General features: G+C 67.4%; 15 protein-coding genes. 14 read left to right on the top strand and 1 reads right to left on the bottom strand.

Annotated features, from left to right (window positions below; all coding sequences use genetic code 11):
- Positions 1–26: 26 nt before the first annotated feature.
- Both J7528_RS09450 and J7528_RS09445 read left to right on the top strand, forming a co-directional pair.
- Complete coding sequence (locus tag J7528_RS09450) at positions 27–2,240, top strand: bifunctional (p)ppGpp synthetase/guanosine-3',5'-bis(diphosphate) 3'-pyrophosphohydrolase (protein ID WP_291873264.1); 2,214 nt, start codon at positions 27–29, stop codon at positions 2,238–2,240.
- 76 nt (positions 2,241–2,316) lie between these two features.
- Positions 2,317–3,357: an alpha/beta fold hydrolase gene (locus J7528_RS09445; RefSeq protein ID WP_291873261.1), complete on the top strand. Its 1,041-nt coding sequence runs from the start codon at positions 2,317–2,319 to the stop codon at positions 3,355–3,357.
- On the opposite strand, the gene J7528_RS09440 is transcribed toward J7528_RS09445, so the two are convergent.
- The gene (locus tag J7528_RS09440) at positions 3,354–3,761 is read right to left on the bottom strand and encodes an NUDIX domain-containing protein (protein WP_291873259.1); all 408 of its coding nucleotides are present in this window, start codon (positions 3,759–3,761) and stop codon (positions 3,354–3,356) included. The genes J7528_RS09445 and J7528_RS09440 overlap by 4 nt on opposite strands.
- An 81-nt stretch (positions 3,762–3,842) precedes the next feature.
- On the opposite strand from J7528_RS09440, the gene pyrE reads away from it, so the two are divergent.
- The 12 genes from pyrE (at position 3,843) to J7528_RS09380 (ending at position 17,391) form a co-directional block, all read left to right on the top strand.
- A complete protein-coding gene (pyrE, locus tag J7528_RS09435) occupies positions 3,843–4,427 on the top strand; it encodes an orotate phosphoribosyltransferase (RefSeq protein ID WP_291873256.1) in 585 nt (194 codons plus the stop codon).
- A gap of 3 nt (positions 4,428–4,430) precedes the next feature.
- Entirely contained in the window at positions 4,431–5,186 is a 756-nt protein-coding gene (locus tag J7528_RS09430) for a pyridoxine 5'-phosphate synthase (RefSeq protein ID WP_291873254.1), read from the top strand.
- The gene (acpS, locus tag J7528_RS09425) at positions 5,183–5,593 is read left to right on the top strand and encodes a holo-ACP synthase (RefSeq protein WP_291873252.1); all 411 of its coding nucleotides are present in this window, start codon (positions 5,183–5,185) and stop codon (positions 5,591–5,593) included. Before J7528_RS09430 ends, acpS begins: the two co-directional genes overlap by 4 nt.
- A gap of 105 nt (positions 5,594–5,698) precedes the next feature.
- Positions 5,699–6,544 (top strand): signal peptidase I, encoded by an 846-nt coding sequence (gene lepB / locus J7528_RS09420; protein ID WP_291873249.1) that lies wholly within the window; start codon positions 5,699–5,701, stop codon positions 6,542–6,544.
- Between the two features lie 9 nt (positions 6,545–6,553).
- A complete protein-coding gene (rnc, locus tag J7528_RS09415; RefSeq protein WP_291873247.1) occupies positions 6,554–7,249 on the top strand; it encodes a ribonuclease III in 696 nt (231 codons plus the stop codon).
- A 1,295-nt stretch (positions 7,250–8,544) separates the two neighbouring features.
- Complete coding sequence (locus J7528_RS09410) at positions 8,545–9,441, top strand: LysR family transcriptional regulator (protein ID WP_291873244.1); 897 nt, start codon at positions 8,545–8,547, stop codon at positions 9,439–9,441.
- A 48-nt stretch (positions 9,442–9,489) separates the two neighbouring features.
- Positions 9,490–10,440 (top strand): GTPase Era, encoded by a 951-nt coding sequence (gene era / locus J7528_RS09405; RefSeq protein ID WP_291873241.1) that lies wholly within the window; start codon positions 9,490–9,492, stop codon positions 10,438–10,440.
- A complete protein-coding gene (locus J7528_RS09400; RefSeq protein ID WP_291873239.1) occupies positions 10,433–11,284 on the top strand; it encodes an arylamine N-acetyltransferase in 852 nt (283 codons plus the stop codon). Before era ends, J7528_RS09400 begins: the two co-directional genes overlap by 8 nt.
- Entirely contained in the window at positions 11,281–12,018 is a 738-nt protein-coding gene (gene recO / locus J7528_RS09395) for a DNA repair protein RecO (RefSeq protein WP_291873236.1), read from the top strand. Before J7528_RS09400 ends, recO begins: the two co-directional genes overlap by 4 nt.
- A gap of 52 nt (positions 12,019–12,070) precedes the next feature.
- Positions 12,071–13,660 carry an alkaline phosphatase gene (locus J7528_RS09390; protein ID WP_291873234.1) on the top strand — a complete coding sequence of 530 codons (1,590 nt, stop codon included), beginning with the start codon at positions 12,071–12,073 and terminating at the stop codon, positions 13,658–13,660.
- Positions 13,661–13,720: 60 nt separating this feature from the next.
- Positions 13,721–15,997, top strand: a complete 2,277-nt coding sequence (gene parC, locus J7528_RS09385; protein ID WP_291873233.1) for a DNA topoisomerase IV subunit A — start codon at positions 13,721–13,723, stop codon at positions 15,995–15,997.
- Positions 15,994–17,391 (top strand): serine hydrolase domain-containing protein, encoded by a 1,398-nt coding sequence (locus J7528_RS09380; RefSeq protein WP_291873231.1) that lies wholly within the window; start codon positions 15,994–15,996, stop codon positions 17,389–17,391. Before parC ends, J7528_RS09380 begins: the two co-directional genes overlap by 4 nt.
- Positions 17,392–17,567: the final 176 nt, after the last annotated feature.

Below are 17,567 nucleotides of genomic sequence, written 5' to 3'. Positions count from 1 at the left end.
ATGCCGAATCGGGCGCGTCGTCGTCTGTGGCGCCCGCCACGACGACCGAGGTTCCCAAGCCTCGCCCCAAATTCCTTCGCCAGTACGAACTGATCGAGCGGGTCCACGCCTACGACCCGACCGCCGACGAGGCGCTGCTGAACCGCGCCTATGTCTATGCCATGCGCATGCACGGCTCGCAGACCCGGGCCAGCGGCGACCCGTACTACGCCCACCCGATCGAAGTGGCGGGCATCCTCACCGAGTATCGTCTCGACACCGCGACCATCGTCACGGCGCTGCTGCACGACGTGATCGAGGACACCCCGGTCACCAAGGAAGAGATCGCCAAGCTGTTCGGCGACGAGATCGGCGAACTGGTCGAGGGCGTCACCAAGCTTTCCAAGCTCGAGCTGCAGGCCGAGCACATGCGCCAGGCCGAGAACCTGCGCAAATTCATCCTGGCCATCTCCAAGGACGTCCGCGTCCTGCTGGTCAAGCTGGCCGACCGTCTGCACAACATGCGGACCCTGCACTTCATCAAGAACCAGGCGAAGCGCGAGCGGATCGCCCGCGAGACCCGCGACATCTACGCGCCGCTGGCCCGCAACATCGGCTGCCACAAGATCTGTGTGGAGCTGGAGGAGCTGTCCTTCCAGCACACCAACCCGGTCGCCCGCGACGCGATCATCCGCCGCCTGGACACCCTGCGCGAAGAGCAGGGCGGGGCGGTGGCCCTGGTCAGCCAGGAGATCGGCGCGCGCCTGGAGTCGGCCAACCTGCCGGCTCGCGTCTTTGGCCGCGAGAAGTCGCCTTATTCGATCTGGCGCAAGCTGCAGCGCAAATCGATCGGCTTCTCGCAGATGGCCGACATCTATGCGTTCCGCGTGATCGTCGACAGCGAGGAAGACTGCTACCGCGCCCTGGGCGTCGTGCACCGGGCCTGGTCCAGCGTGCCCGACCGCTTCAAGGACTACATCTCGACGCCGAAGCGGAACAACTACCGCTCGCTGCACACCACGGTCGTGGGGCCGCGCGGCATGCGCATCGAGATGCAGATCCGCACCGAGAGCATGGACCGCGTCAACGAAGAGGGCGTCGCCGCCCACTTCCGCTACAAGGACGCCTCGTACGGTCTGGACTTGGAAGGCATGGAAGCCGCCGGCGGCCGCGATCCGCTGGCCAACCTGCGCCAGCTGGTCCAGGTGCTGGAGCATGGTGGCGACAGCGAAGAGTTGGTCGAGCACGCCAAGCTCGAGATGTTCCTCGACCAGGTGTTCGTCTTCACCCCCAAGGGCAAGCTGGTCAGCCTGCCGCGGGGCGCGATGCCGCTGGACTTCGCCTACGCCGTCCACACCAGTGTCGGCGACACCTGCATCGGCGTGAAGATCAATGGCGAGCTGAAGCCGCTGCGCACGCCGCTGGTGAATGGCGACGTGGTCGAGGTGGTGCGCGGCTCCAAGCCCGTGGTGCCGCCGGACTGGCGCTCGCTGACGGTCACGGGCCGGGCGCGCTCGGCCATCCGCCGCCACATCCGCCAGACCGAGAAGGAAGAGTTCCTGCGCCTGGGCCGCGCCTCGCTGGAACAGGTCTTCGAACGGGCTGGCAAGAAGCTGAAGGACGTGTCGCTGCGGCCGATCCTGGAGCGCTTCGCCCTGGAGAGCGACGAGGCGCTGTTCGACGCCGTCGGCCGTGGCCGGGTCTCGCCCAGCCAGGTGCTGGAGACGGCCTATCCGGGCATGAAGGATAGCGATCGCGAGGCCGCCACGGCGCGCCGCAAGATCGAAGGCGGTCAGAACGCCACGCTGTACGTCCGCGGCGGGGGCCTGACGCCGGGCGTTTCGCTTCACTTCGCCCATTGCTGCAGCCCGGTGCCGGGCGACCGCATCGTCGGCATCCTGCGCGAGGACGGCGAGGGCCTGGACGTCCACACGATCGACTGTCCGCGCCTGGCCGAGTACGAGGACCGCGAGGAACTCTGGCGCGACCTGAACTGGACGCCTGAGGCCGAGCGCTCGACCATCTCGCTGACCCGTTTGCACGCCACCATCCAAAACGCCCCGGGCGTGCTGGGCCTGGTCTGCACGATCATCGGCGAGGCCGGCGGCAACATCGTCAACCTGCGCATGCACCACCGGCAGAGCGACTTCTTCGACACCGACATCGACGTCGAGGTCCGCGACGCCAAGCACCTGACCAACATCCAGGCCGCGCTGCGCGCTTGTCCGTCGGTCGAGACAGTGGACCGGACGCGCGGGTAAGCCCGAAGCTGCACGGTTGATGAATTCTCGTTAAAGGCGCAATCTTCCTCTGTTGCAAGCCAGGGGGAGGGCGACCATGACGAATGTACGCGTCTACTTCGCGACCAATCGCAATCATCAACCGGAGAACACCAAGCTGGTGTTCGGGCCGCGCTTCAACGCCGACGGCGTGGCGGCCCTACGATACGGCCATGTCGATTTCTCGCCGGGCGTGGAGACCCTGCAAGGCGCGGAGGTGACGGTTTACGAGGACGCCGCGGGGCCGGAGTTCGATCCCACGAAGGGCGGCGCGCGGCTGCTGGAGGAACTGCGCAAGGGCATGTGTATCGATCAGCTGGACACGCTGGTCTTCATCCACGGCTTTAACGTCACCTTCAATGGCGCGATCGAGGCGGGCCTGCGGCTGGCGCGGGAGGTCCGGATCCGTGATCCGAACGGGGTGAGCAAGCCGGTCAATGTCGTGGTCTTCAGCTGGCCGTCCGACGGCACGGCCGTTCCGTACATGTCGTACTACAGCGACCGGGAGGACGCCCGGGCGTCCGGGCCGGCCCTGGCGCGCGCCTATCTCAAGCTGCGGGACTTCCTGGCGCAACTGCCCGTGGCGCAGCGTTGCCAGCGGCGTATCCATCTTCTGGCGCACAGCATGGGCAACTATCTGCTGCGCCAAGGCGTCCAGGCGATCCTGGCCAAGGAGCCCGACGGCCTGGTCAGGCTGTTCGACCAGATCCTGCTGGCGGCGCCGGACGAGGACGACGACACCTTCGAGCTGGATAGCAAGCTGAAGTCGCTGCCCAGGATCGGCCGGCAGGTGACGGTCTATTTCAATCCGTCGGACCTGGCGCTGATCACTTCCGACAAGACCAAGGGCAATCCCGACCGGCTGGGCTCCGACGGGCCGCGGCTGGTCGACCTGCTGCCCAAGAAGGTGGTGCTGGTCGACTGTCGGAACGTGGCGCGGGACGCGGACATGCTGGTCGGTCACAGCTACTATATCCGCAGCCCCGCCATGGCCGTCGACATCGCGTCCGTGCTCGAGGGCATGGATCCCGAAAAGATCGGCAATCGGGCCTACATCCAGCAGCTGCGGGCCTATCGCATTGCCGGGGACCCGGCCTAGGCGGTCTTCAGCGCCGCCACGGCGTCGAGCGCGCCGAGGGTCATCGGAGAGGGCAGGGCGTCCAGGGGAAACCAGCCCCATTCGTGGATGGCGTGGACTTCCTGGATCACCGGCTCGCCTTCGAAGCTCTCGACGGCATAGGTGATGGCCACCCAGTGATAGTCGTCGGCGACCATGTCGGTGACGGCCAGCACGCGACTGGCGGTGACGCGGATGCCGAGCTCTTCCTCGGTCTCGCGTTCGGCGCAGGTCTTGGCGGCCTCGCCCCAGTCCAGCTTGCCGCCGGGCACGCCCCAATGGTCGGCCTCGGGGTTCTTGACCCGCTTGACCAGCAACAGCCGGCCCTGGTCGTCGAGGACAGCCGCGCCGCAGCCGACGCGAGGACGTTGAATCTCTTCGGTCATGAGGCGCGGTAGAGCCCGAAAAGCCCTTATGGCGCAAGCCGGCGTTTGTAGACTCGCCCATCTGCTCTATATCCACGGCTCATGACCAACGACGACGTCCTCGACGAATTCCGCGCCGCCGGCGCTCTCCGTGAAGGCCACTTCGTGCTGTCTTCCGGCCTGCACAGCCCGGTGTTCCTGCAGAAGAACCTGGTGTTCATGCGCCCCGAGCGGTGCGAGCGCCTGTGCAAGGCGCTGGCGGAAAAGATCATCGCCACGGTGGGGCAGGTGGACGTCGCCGTCTCGCCGGCCGTCGGCGGCATCATCCCCGGCTACGAGACCGCCCGTCACCTGAACGTGCCGTCGATCTATGTCGAGCGCGAGGGCGGCGGCTTCAAGTTCCGTCGTGGCTTCCACCTTGAGCCCGGGCAGAAGGTCGTGATGGTCGAGGACATCGTCACCACCGGCCTGTCGTCGCGTGAGTGCATCCAGGCGATCGTGGACGCTGGCGGCGACGTCGTCGCGGCGGCCTGCATCGTTGACCGCTCGGGCGGCAAGGTCGATGTCGGCGTGCCGCTGATCTCGCTGTGCAGTCTGGAAGTGCCGGCCTATCCGGCCGACGCCCTGCCGCCTGAACTGGCCGCGATCCCGATCGAGGATCCCGGCTCCCGCCGTCTGAAGGGCTGAGCCATGCTGCGTCTGGGCGTCAACATCGACCACGTGGCGACGATCCGGAACGCGCGCGGTTCCTCCTATCCCGAGCCGGTCCGGGCCGCCGAGCTGGCCCTGGCCGCCGGGGCCGACGGCATCACGGCGCACCTTCGCGAGGATCGCCGCCATATCAGCGACGCCGACATCGCCGTCCTGACAGACCTGTGCCACAAGCGCGGCAAGCCGCTGAACTTCGAGATGGCGGTCACCGACGAGATGATCGGCATCGCCCTGGGCGCCAAGCCGCACGCCGCCTGCCTGGTCCCCGAGCGCCGCGAGGAGGTCACCACCGAAGGCGGCCTTGACGTGGTCAAGGGCCAGAACCGCATCACTGACGCCACAAGCCGCCTGCGCACCGTCGGCGCCCGCGTCTCGCTGTTCATCGAGGCCGACCCCGACCAGATCCGCGCCTCGGCCGCCGCCGGCGCCCAGGTCGTCGAGCTGCACACCGGCGCCTATTGCGACGCGGCCCGTGAAGGTCATGTCGAGCGCGCTGAGGCTATCCTGGAGCGCCTCAAGGCCGGCGCTGCCTTGGCCGCTCAGCTGGGCCTGGAGGTCCACGCCGGCCACGGTATCGACTACGCGACGGTGAAGCCCATCGCGGCCATCCCGCAAATCGCCGAGCTGAACATCGGCCACTTCCTGATCGGCGAGGCGATCTTCGTCGGTCTGCCGCAAGCGATTCAACGGATGCGCGCCTTGATGGACGCGGCGCGCCTGGAGCAAGCGGCGTGATCATCGGGATCGGCTCGGACCTGTGCGACATCCGCCGGATCGAGAAGTCCCTCGAGCGTTTCGGCGACCGCTTCACCAACAAGGTCTTCACCGAGATCGAGCGCAAGCGGTCCGAGCGCAAGCCCGACCGCGCGTCCAGCTACGCCAAGCGGTTCGCCGCCAAGGAGGCCTGCTCCAAGGCCTTGGGCACAGGCTTGAAGCGCGGCGTGCACCTGGCCGGCATGGGCGTCGTCAACCTGCCCTCGGGCAAGCCGACCATGGCTCTGACGGGCGGGGCGCTGGAGCGGCTGAAGGAGCTGACGCCGGACGGCATGGAAGCGGTGATCCACCTGTCCCTGACCGACGATCACCCCTATGCCCAGGCCTTCGTGATCATCGAAGCGCTGCCGAAGGGGCAGGGCGCCTAAACACCGCCTCAAAGCCAAGCTAACGCGCCGCACTTGCCCGGCGGGCTCAGCCCGTCTAGCAAAGCCAAACCGGTTCGAACCATCTCCGAAGAGCTCAGCGCCCGCATGACCGACGCCGCCGACGACATCACGCCGCCCGAGGACAAGGGCGTCGTCGCCGAGTTCATCGAGATCATCAAGACCGTCGCCTACGCCCTGGGCATCGCCCTGGTGCTGCGGGTCCTGCTGTTCCAGCCCTTCACGATCCCGTCGGCCTCGATGGAGCCCAACCTCTATCAGGGCGACTACATCATCGTGTCCAAGTTCAGCTACGGCTGGAGCAAGCACTCGATCCCGTTCAGCCCGCCGATCATCAAGGGCCGCATCCTGGGTCATGCGCCCAAGCGCGGCGACATCATCGTCTTCAAGCTGCCGCGCGATAACCGCACCGACTACATCAAGCGCCTGATCGGCATGCCGGGCGACAAGGTCCAGATCCGGGGCGGTCAGGTCTACATCAATGGCAAGGCCCTGCCGCGCAAGGAGCAGGCCCCGGCCCTGGTCGACACCGGCTACGGCTTCACCCAGCAGGTCCAGCGCTTCGCCGAGACCAATCCGGAAGGCCGCGTCTACAACACCCAGGACTTTGGCCCTGACAGCCGTGGCGACAACACCGGCATCTATACGGTCCCGGCTGGCTGCTACTTCTTCATGGGCGACAACCGCGACAACTCGGCCGACAGCCGCTTCGATCCGGGCGTCTCGCCGTACAAGGAAGCCGCCTGCAAGTGGGACTATGAGCTGGACCAATATATCGGCGACGAGGTCGGCGTCGGCTTCGTGCCCGCCGAGAACCTGGTCGGCCGCGCCCAGATCATCCTGCTGTCGTGGAACGCCGAGGCCAGCCTGTTCAAGCCGTGGACGTGGTTCCTGAACGCCCGTCCCAGCCGTTTCTTCCACGTGCTGAAGTGATCGCCAACCATGGATAGACGGGTCGCCGCCGTCGGCGACCTGGAGCGCCGGATCGGCCATCAATTCCAAGATCGCGAACTGCTCGAACGCGCCCTGACCCACGCCAGCGTCGGGGACGGGGCCAAGAAGGTCCGCGACAACGAGGTGCTGGAGTTCATCGGCGACCGCGTCCTGGGGCTGCTGGCCGCCGAGGCCCTGGCCCAGCGATTCCCCAAGGCCAAGGAAGGCGAGCTGGCGCCGCGCCTGAACGCCATTGTCAGCCGCGAGACCTGCGCCCGCGTGGCCCGCAAGGCCGAGCTGGGCGGCGCCCTGCGCCTGTCGGCCTCGTCCAGCAAGATCGGCGGTCGCGAGACCGACTCGATCCTGGCCGGCGCCACCGAAGCCCTGATGGCCGCCCTCTATCAGGACGGCGGCCTGGACGCCGCCCGCAAGGTCTTCCTCGACCTGTGGAGCGACGAGTTCGACCGGGCCGGCGAGGGGCGTCCGCGCGATCCCAAGACCGCCCTGCAGGAGTGGGCGCAAGGCAAGGGCCGTCCGCTGCCCTCGTACCGCGTCCTGGATCGCACCGGCCCCGACCATGCCCCGGTCTTCACCGTGGAGGCCGCCGTCGCCGGCGTCGACCCGGCGATCGCCAAGGGCAAGTCCCGCCAGGAAGCCGAGAAGGCCGCCGCCAAGGCGCTGCTGGAGCGGGAAGGGGCGGGGTAAGGGACGGCGGCGCTGGCCCCTCCACCGGCTCCGCCGGTCCCCCTCCCCCAACAGGGGGAGGAGAGGGTTTCTCCGCCCCGCTTGGGGGCGGACAGACCTGCGTGAGCAGGTCAGGTGGGGGCCAGTGCTGAGTCATGCGCTCTCGGCTCCACGCGGTTTCACCGCTGAAGGTGTGGGGAGGCGACGGAGCGGCCGGGCGAACCCGGGGACCGTGATTGTTTGTTTTGCGTTTCGGCTCGTCGTCCGCTCCGCCAGGCTGTTCTCTGCCGTGAGGATGGCCGGCGTGAGCGTTATCTGCTCGGGCGTCCATTACCCCCGGACGGGCGTGGACCAACTGGATCGGCTCTTCCGTCTCCAGCCCGACGATCCACGATAGGCGGCTTGTACGATCACCGCCCTGTCGCTCCGCTAGCGGCTTTGGTCTCGGAAGCTGCCCGTTCGTCAGCCGATCCGCCTAAAGAGGACGAATGCGACGACCTTCGAACTTCCGGGAACCGCCAGTGGCCCCGCTCAACCTAGCCCCGCCGCCGTTTTGGGCCGGATCCAAACGCCCTCCCCCGCGACAGGGATGGCTATGATTGTGCGGGGGATTTTGGCGCGGATCATTCGAAGGCGCGTAAAGTCGACAAGTCACTGATTCCACTGGCTTCGACCCCGCGAATGCCGAGCATTCAGCCTCGCCAATCCCCGTCAAGGCCGCCCTCGGGTTGCTCGCGGTCGGATTGCGTCCTGGAGTGTGTGTAAAAGCAATCGGTCGATATCTATAATATATAACTACTTGGGATTTTACAATTTAATACATTTTTTACCTGGAAATCTCAGATTTCCACAGAAACCAAAATGAGTTTCTCGCAAATGGGTTTGCGAAGAGACCTGAACTCTACATAGGATTTATTCGGACGCCGCAAGGTGTCTCCCATCCATTGACGACTTTCTTGATCGCGGTCCGGTGGCCCACGGGGGGCGACGGCGGCGCGCGGCAAGGAGCTTTTGTCGCCTTGCGAAGAGATATGCCCCGTGCCGAGTCTAGTGCGTTCGAGTGACCTGAAGCCGGAAAACAAGACGCTGGTGGTCTTCACGACCATCCTGCAATTGTCGGCCGTCGTTGTGGTCTGGCTTCTGGCGATCGTCCCTGCGGCTTTGCTAGCGCTAGCGGCGATTGTCGGAAAGACGATCGTGGGAGCCTTGCGAGGCTCTCGGAACCGCTCGACGACGCTTTAAGCTGCGCCTCATTATCCGACGGACATCGATGCCCGCCCTGAAACCCCGCCGCGCGACCCGGATCTGACGCCAGGATGGAACTTCGCCATATCCGCTATTTCCTGGCCGTCGCCGAGGAGCAGAACTTCACGCGGGCCGCCGCGCGGATCGGCATCGGCCAGCCGCCGCTGAGCCAGCAGATCCGCGACCTGGAGGGCGAGATCGGTTTCGCCCTGTTCCGCCGCCGGCCGCACGGGGCGACCCTGACCGAGGCCGGCGAGGCCTTCCTGCCCGAGGCGCGCAAGATCATGGCCCAGGCCGAACGGGCGGTGCGCGCGGCCCGGCGCGCGGGCGGCGGTGAGGACGGCGCCCTGCGCGTGGGCTTCACCTCGTCGGCCAATTTCCATCCGATCGTCACCGAGGCTTTCAGCGTCTTCCACTGGAAGCATCCTGACGCCAGCCTGGTGGTGGAGGAGGGCAACACCGCCCGTCTCGTCGAGCGGCTGCGCAGCGGCGAGCTGGATGCGGCCTTCGTGCGCCCCGACAATGTCGAGGATGGCGCAGACCTGCAGCTGATCCCGCTGGGCGAGGAGCCGCTGATCGTGGCCCTGCCGGTCAGCCACGCCCTGACCAGCCGGGCCAGCGTGCCGCTGTCGGCCCTGCGCGCCGAGCCGTTCGTGATCTTCTCGCGCGGCATCGGCCAGACCTTCCTGGGGCTTATCGCCGAGGCCTGCCGCCGCGAGGGGTTCGAGCCGGTGATCGCTCAGGAGGCGCCGCAGATCGCGGTGATGGTCAATCTGGTCGCCGCGGGCCTGGGCGTGGCCCTGGTCCCGGCCTCGATCGCCCAGCTGGCGGTCAAGGGCGTGGTCTATCGCCCGATCGACGGCGAACCGCCCCGCGTCAGCCTGGCCCTGGCCGCCCGCGCCGGCGACATCCCGGCCAGCGCCCGCAACTTCCTGGCCCTGATCCCCAGCGCTGAAAGCGGGGCCTAACGCGGCCTCGCTACCGCCGAACCGTCATCGGTGGTACACGCACGCGCAATGACTGACACCACCTCCCAAACTAAGGCCGGCTTCGCCGCCATCATCGGCGCGCCGAACGCTGGCAAGTCCACCCTGGTCAACCGCATGGTCGGGGCCAAGGTCTCGATCGTGACCCAGAAGGTCCAGACCACTCGCTTCCCCGTGCGCGGCGTCGCCATCGAGGGCGACACTCAGATCGTCCTGGTCGACACCCCCGGGATCTTCAGCCCGCGCCGCCGCCTGGACCGCGCCATGGTCCGCTCGGCCTGGGCCGGTTCGGAAGACGCCGAGGCCACCGTCCACCTGGTCGACGTGCAGGCCGAACTGGCCAGCCGCGCCGACAAGGCCACGCCGGGCGAGTTCCGCTCGGCCCAGGACGTCCAGACCATCATCGAGGGCCTGAAGGCCGCCGATCGCAAGGTCATCCTGGCGCTGAACAAGATCGACGGGATCAAGCGCGACACCCTGCTGGCCGTGGCCAAGGACTTCTTCGACCAGGGCGTCTATTCGGACGTCTTCATGATCAGCGCCACCACCGGCGCGGGCGTCGAGGACCTGACCGCCAAGCTGGTGACCCTGATGCCGGAAGGCCCGTGGCTGTATCCGGAAGACCAGACCGCCGACCTGCCGGCCCGCCTGCTGGCCGCCGAGATCACCCGCGAGAAGGTCTATCTGCGCGTCCACGAGGAGCTGCCCTACGCGGCCACCGTGGAAACGACTGCCTTCGAGGAGCGCAAGGACGGCAGCGTCCGCATCGAGCAGACCATCCTGGTCGAGCGCGAGGGCCAGCGGGTCATCGTCATCGGCAAGGGCGGCCAGACCTTGAAATGGATCGGCCAGGCCTCACGTGAGGAGCTGTGCGACATCCTCGACCGCAAGGTTCACCTGTTCCTTCACGTGAAGGTCAAGGAGAACTGGGCCGAGGAGCGTGGTCTGTTCAGCGATATCGGACTGGATTTCGATGTTTGATGCTCCGGCTGCGGCCGTCGATCTGGACGCCTACTTCCAGCGCATCGGTTACGACGGCCCCCGCGAGCCGACGATGGCGGTGCTGCGCGCCATTACGCTGAAGCATCCGGACCTGATTCCGTTCGAGAACCTCGACGTCCTGCTGGGCCGCGGGATCAGCATCGTCCCGGCCGACATTGACGCCAAGCTGATCGCTGGCGGGCGGGGCGGCTACTGCTACGAGCAGAACGGCCTGCTGAAGCGCGTGCTGGAGGCCTTGGGCTTCCAGGTCGAGGGCCTGATGGCCCGCGTACAATGGATGCTGCCGGAAGGCGCGCCGCAGCGTCCGCGCTCGCACCAGGTGCTGGGCGTGCAGCTGGACGGCGAGACCTGGCTGGCTGACGCCGGCTTCGGCGGTTGCGTGCTGACCGCGCCGCTGCGGCTGTTCTCGGACGAGGTCCAGGACACCCCGCACGGCAAGTTCCGCATCGTCGACACCCAGACCAATGGCGTCGCCGAGCGCCAGGTGCAGGCCGATCTGTCGGGCCGCTGGGCGCCGCTTTACCAGGTGTCGCAAGGCGGCTGGGCCGAGATCGACTACGAGCAGGCCAACTTCTTCACCTACACCCACCCCAGCTCGCATTTCACCTGGAGCATGACGGTGGGGCGCACGACCGAAACCGCGCGCTATGCCCTGAAGAACAACCGCTTCACCCATCGCGACCTGACCGGCGCGGTGGTCGAGCAGCGCGACCTGACCGTCGATGAGCTGGAAGCGACCCTGCGCGACGTGATCGGCCTGCCGGTCCAGCCCGACTGGAAGCCGGTGCTGGAGAAGGTCGTGGCCTGGGGTACGCCCGCTTGACCACGGAGTGGGAGGACGAGGCCTACGTCCTCTCGGCCCGCTTGCACGGCGAGACGGGGGCCATCGTCGAGCTGTTGACGGAAGGTCGTGGCAAGGTCGCCGCCCACGTGGCCGGCGCGGCCTCGCGGCGGATGAAGCCGTTCCTGCAACCGGGCGCGCGGGTTATCGCCCGCTACCGCGCTCGCGTTGAGGGCCAACTGGGCTCGGCTGCTCTGGAGCCGATGGGCGAGGGGCCTTCGTCGCTGTTCGATGACCGCCTTGCACTGGCCGGCCTGTCGTCCGCCGCCTCGGTGGCCGCCCTGGCCTTGCCGGAGCGCGAGGCCCATCCGGGGGCCTTCCACGCGCTGGAGGCCCTGATCCGCGTGCTGGAGATCCCCGAGATCTGGCCGGCTGTATACGTCCGCTACGAGGCGGGCCTGTTGCAGGAGCTGGGCTTTGGCCTGGATCTCTCCAAGTGCGCCGCCACCGGGACGTTCGACGATCTCGTCTATGTCAGCCCCCGCACCGGCCGGGCGGTCAGCCGGGCGGCGGGCAAGCCGTATCACGACAAGCTGCTGCCGCTGCCCCAGTTCATGCTGTCCTCGCAGGGTGGCCTGGGCGAGGGCGACGTGAAGGCCGGCTTGGACATCACCGGCCACTTCCTGGAGCAGTTCGTGTTCGGCCCTCTGAACCGGCCGCTGCCGCCGGCGCGGGTCTGGCTGCTGGATCGCTTGAGCGAAGCGGGCAGGCTTTAAGAACCGTCACATAGTGACGCTATCGGCGAGACTTCAGTTTTGGAGTTCCGCCATGTCCGTCCTCGACCGCTACGCCCTGAGCCGCCGTCGCCTGCTGAACGTCTTCGGCGCCTCGGCGCTGACCGCCCTGGCGATCCCGCTGGAGAGCGGTAAGGCGCTGGCTCAAGTCGCGTTCCGGACCTATCCATTCCAGCTGGGCGTGGCCTCGGGCGACCCGTCGCCGGACGGTTTCGTGATCTGGACCCGCCTGGCCCCCGAGCCGTTCGAGATCGGCTACGGCATGCCCATGGCCCCGGTGGCGGTCGAGTGGGAAGTCGGCGACAGCGCCAACATGCGCACCATCGTGGCCAAGGGCACGACCATCGCGCCGCCGGAGCTGGGCCACGCGGTCCACGTCGAGGTCGGCGGCCTGCAGCCGGGTCGCGACTACTGGTACCGCTTCACCGTCGGCAAGGAGCGCAGCCTGACCGGCCGCGCCCGCACCACGCCGGCCCTGGGCGCGGCCCTGGACCGCGTCCGCTTCGCCGTTTCGGGCTGCCAGCACTATGAGAGCGGCTACTACACGGCCTATCGCCGCCTGGCCGAGGACAATCCCGACTTCGTGTTCTGCTACGGCGACTACATCTATGAAGGCCGCGGCAACCGCATGAACAACGGCGGCGCCAATGGTCCCAGCGAGAATGTCCGCCAGCACTTCGGCAGCGAGATCTACGCGCTGGACGACTACCGTCGCCGCTACGCCCAGTACAAGATGGATGCCGACCTGCAGGCCGCCCACGCCGCCGCGCCGTGGTTCGCCGTGTGGGACGACCACGAGACCGACAACAACTGGGTCAGCGACCTCGATCAGGACGGCACCGATCCCAAGATCTTCAACCTGCGCCGCCAGGCGGCCGCACAGGCCTATTACGAGAACATGCCGCTGCGGGCCTCGAGCTTCCCGGTCGGGACCTCGTTGCAGATCTATCGCCGCGCCGCCTATGGCCAGCTGCTGAACCTGAACCTGCTGGACACTCGCCAGTTCCGCACCGACCAGCCCTGCAACGACAAGCAGTCGTGGTGCGACGGGATCACTTCGCCCAAGGCCGAGGTGATCGGCGCGGCGCAGGAGAAGTGGCTGATGGACGGCCTGACCGGCAGCAAGTCGACCTGGAACGTCCTGGCCCAGCAGGTGATGATGATGGACCTGGACCGCGACCCGGGCGAGGGCGTGATCGTCAATCCCGACAGCTGGGCCGGCTATCGCATCCCGCGCGGCCGCCTGCTGCAGAAGATCAAGGACGCCAAGGTGGCCAACGCCGTCGTGCTGACCGGCGACGAGCACCAGAACTTCGCCGGCGACCTGTGGGTGAACGGCGCCAAGCACGAGGGCGCGCCGATCGCCTCGGAGTTCGTGGTGACCTCGATCACTTCGGGCGGTGATGGGGTCGACCAGACCGCCAACTTCGCCAAAATCCAGGCCGTCAATCCGCAGCTGAAGTTCAACAACAGCCAGCGCGGCTATGCGATCTGCGACGTCACGCCCAAGGCCTTCGTCACCGAGTTCAAGGTGCTGGACGCGGTCTCGCGCCGCGACGGCAAGCTGTCGACCCGCGCCAAATGGGCGCTGGAGGCCGGAAAACCGGGGATCGTTCAGGCCTAACCGCTCGAATCATCGAGGGGATTTCTGCTAGACTCCTGACCCGGAGTACGAATCCCCTCGATGAACAAGCCTGTCCTGCCCCCCGGCGGTCCCGATGATGGTGACCGCATCCTCGACGAGCCGCTGACGGAAGCCCTGTCGCGGCGCTATCTGGCCTATGCGCTGTCGACCATCGGTTCGCGGGCGCTGCCCGACGTGCGCGATGGTTTGAAGCCCGTGCACCGTCGCGTCCTGTACGCGATGAGCAACATGCGCCTGAACCCCGAGGCCGCCGCGCGCAAATGCGCCAAGGTGGTCGGCGAGGTCATGGGTAACTTCCACCCGCACGGCGACCAGTCGATCTATGACGCCCTGGTGCGCCTGGCCCAGGACTTCTCCCAGCGCGTGCCGCTGGTCGAGGGGCAGGGCAACTTCGGCAATATCGACGGCGATAACGCCGCGGCCATGCGTTACACCGAGTGCAAGATGACGGAAGCGGCGACGCTTCTGCTGGACGGCATCGATGAAGACGCGGTCGACTTCCGCCCGACCTATGACGGCCAGGACGAGGAGCCGGTGGTCCTGCCGTCGGGCTTCCCGAACCTGCTGGCCAACGGCTCGTCGGGCATCGCGGTCGGCATGGCCACCTCGATCCCGCCGCACAATGCCGCCGAGCTGATCGACGCCTGCCAGCTGCTGCTGGTCAATCCCGACGCGACGACCGAAGAGCTGCTGGAAAAGGTGCCGGGTCCGGACTTCCCGACCGGCGGCGTCATCGTCGAACCGCGCGCCTCGCTGCTCGAGACCTACGAGACCGGCCGCGGCGGCGTGCGCATCCGCGCCAAGTGGGACAAGGAAGACACCGGTCGCGGCACCTACCAGATCGTGGTCACCGAGATCCCGTACCAGGTGAAGAAGTCGGATCTGGTCGAGCAGCTGGCCGACCTGATCGACAGCAAGAAGGCCGCCCTGCTGGGCGACGTTCGCGACGAGAGCGCCGAGGACATCCGCCTGGTGCTGGAGCCCAAGTCCAAGAACGTCGAGCCCGAAGTGCTGATGGAGAGCCTGTTCAAGCTCTCGGCGCTGGAGAGCCGTTTCCCGGTCAACATCAACGTGCTGGACGCGCGCGGGACTCCCGGGGTGATGGGCATCAAGCAGGCCCTGATGGCCTTCCTGGCCCACCGCCGCGAGGTGCTGACCCGCCGGGCCCGTCACCGCCTGGCCAAGATCGAAGCCCGTCTGCACATCCTGGACGGCCTGCTGATCGCCTATCTGAACCTCGACGAGGTCATCCGGATCGTCCGCTACGAGGACAAGCCGAAGGAAAAGCTGATCGAGACCTTCGGGCTCTCGGATATCCAGGCCGACGCCATCCTCAACACCCGCCTGCGCCAACTGGCCAAGCTGGAGGAGATGGAGATCCGCCGCGAGCACGCCGAGTTGGTCGAGGAACGCGACGGCATCCTGGCCATGCTGGCCAGCGACGAGAAGCAGTGGAAACTGGTGGGCGTCGGCCTGGCCGAGGTCCGCGCCACCCTGCTGAAGATCAAGCACCCGTGGGACAAGACTCGTCCGACGGGCGTCAACGGCCGTTCGATCTTCGCCGACGCTCCGGTCGTGGACGCCGACGCCGCCATCGAGGCGATGATCGTCCGTGAACCGATCACCATCATCCTGTCGGAGCGCGGTTGGATCCGCGCCGCCAAGGGCAAGATCGACGATCCGTCCGAGCTGAAGTTCAAGGAAGGCGACAAGCTGGGCTTCCTGGTCCCGGCCGAAACCACCGACAAGCTGCTGATCTTCTCCAGCGACGGTCGCTTCTTCACGCTGGGCTGCGACAAGCTCCCCAGCGCGCGCGGCCATGGCGAGCCGGTGCGGATGATGATCGAGCTGGACGACAAGGTGAAGATCGTCGACGTCTTCCCGTTCAAGGCCGGCCGCAAGCGTATTCTCGCCTCGAAGCTGGGCTACGGCTTCCTGATGCCCGAGGAAGAAGCGCTCGCGAACCGCAAGGCCGGCAAGCAGGTCCTGACCGTCGACGCCGCCGGCGCCGCCTTCTGCCTGGAAGCCGTCGGCGACCAGTTCGCGGTGATCGGCGACAACGGCAAGATCCTGATCTTCCCGCTGGAAGAGCTGCCGGAAATGCCGCGCGGCAAGGGCGTCAAGCTGCAGGCCTATCGCGAGGGCGGCCTGCGCGACGGCCTGTCGTTCAACGCCGAGACCGGGGCCTACTGGATCGACACCGCCGGCCGCCGCCGCGACTGGGCGGAGTGGAAGGAATGGGTCGGTCGTCGCGCCGGGGCCGGCAAGCTGGTCCCCAAGGGCTTCGCCACCAACAAGCGGTTCCGGCCGAAATGAAGCTGAGGCGGCTGCGTCGTCGCGCGCTGGGCCTTCTCGCCAGCGTGTTCGGCTGCGCGGCCGTCGCCGCGACTCCGGCCTTGGCGCTGCCCAAGGGCAAGCCGGAAGACCTGGGCTTTTCGTCCGAGCGCCTGAAGAAGCTGGACGAGCACATGCAGGCCATGGTCGCCAACGGCCAGGTGGCCGGCGGCGTGACCCTGCTGGCCCGCCACGGCCGCGTCGTCCACGCCAAGGCCTTCGGCAAGCGGGCCCTGAACGGCGAGCCCATGCCGTTCGACGCCATCTTCCGGATCCGCTCGGAGACCAAGCCGGTCACGGGCGTCGCCATGATGATCCTGTACGAACAGGGTCTGTGGAAGCTGGACGACCCGATCAGCAAGTACGTGCCAGAGTTCGCCAACCTGCGGATCGCCACGGGCGTCGACGCGGCCGGCCAGCCGATCCTTAGCCCCATCACCCGCCCGCCGACCATGCGCGAGCTGATGACCCACACGGCCGGCTTCGCCTATGGCCTGGCCGACGATCCCAACAGTCCGGCGGACCAAGCGTACTATCGGGCGGGCGTGCTGCAGTCCTCGTCCCTGACCGACCTGGTGCAGAAGGTCTCGGGCCTGCCGATGTTCTCCGAGCCGGGCCAGCTGTGGCGCTACAGCGTGGCGGCCGACATCCAGGGCTACATCGTCGAAAAGCTGTCGGGCGAGCCGCTGCCCATCTTCATGGAAGAGCACATCTTCGCGCCGCTGAAGATGAAGGACACCGCCTTCTACGTCCCCGAGCAGAAGCAGCCGCGCCTGGCCGCGCTGTATGACGGCGATCCGGCTACCGGCCAGTTGGTTCCAGCCGTTGAAGGCGCCTGGCGCGACGTCAGCAAGCCGCCCGCCGCGCCGCTGGGCGGCGGCGGGCTGGTCTCGACCGCCGACGACTTCGCCCGCTTCGCCCAGATGATCCTCAACAAGGGCCAGCTGGGCGGCGTGCGGATACTCAAGCCCGAGTCCGTGGCCCTGATGACTCAGAACCACCTGCCGCCGGGCTTCGTGGTTACGACCAACGGCACGACCGGCGTGCTGAAGCCGGGACCCAAGCCGTTCCCGTTCGCCGCCGGCATGGGCTATGGCCTGGACATGGCCGTGGCCGTCGACCCGGCGGCCTCAGGTGCGCCGGTGGGGCCGGGCACGGTCAGCTGGGGTGGCAGCGCCGGCACCTGGTTCTGGATCGACCCGGTCAACGATCTGTTCTTCGTCGGCATGATCCAGCGTCTGGGCGGCGTCGGGCCGGGCCTGGACGCGCAGTCGCGGGCGCTGGTGTACCAAGCGATCGAGCGGCCGCCGGTCGTACCCGCGCCGCCAGGGCAGCAGCCGGCGAAGGCGCCGGTGAAGACGACCGCGGCGCGGTAGGGCGCCTTATCCCTCTCCCCCTGCGGGAGAGGGTGGCCCGCGAAGCGGGTCGGGTGAGGGGTTGCGCTCCGCTATCCGAACAGGCCTTTCAACCCCTCATCCGTCAGCTTCGCTGACACCTTCTCCCGCAAGGGGAGAAGGGGGCGAACGAAAAAGCTCCCCCCGCGGTGGGCGAG

Origin of the sequence: Caulobacter sp. (genome assembly GCF_017744445.1) — a bacterium.
Taxonomy (GTDB): Bacteria; Pseudomonadota; Alphaproteobacteria; order Caulobacterales; family Caulobacteraceae; genus Caulobacter.
Note: the sequence above shows the minus strand (reverse complement) of the source record. Positions and strands in the feature narration are given on the sequence as shown.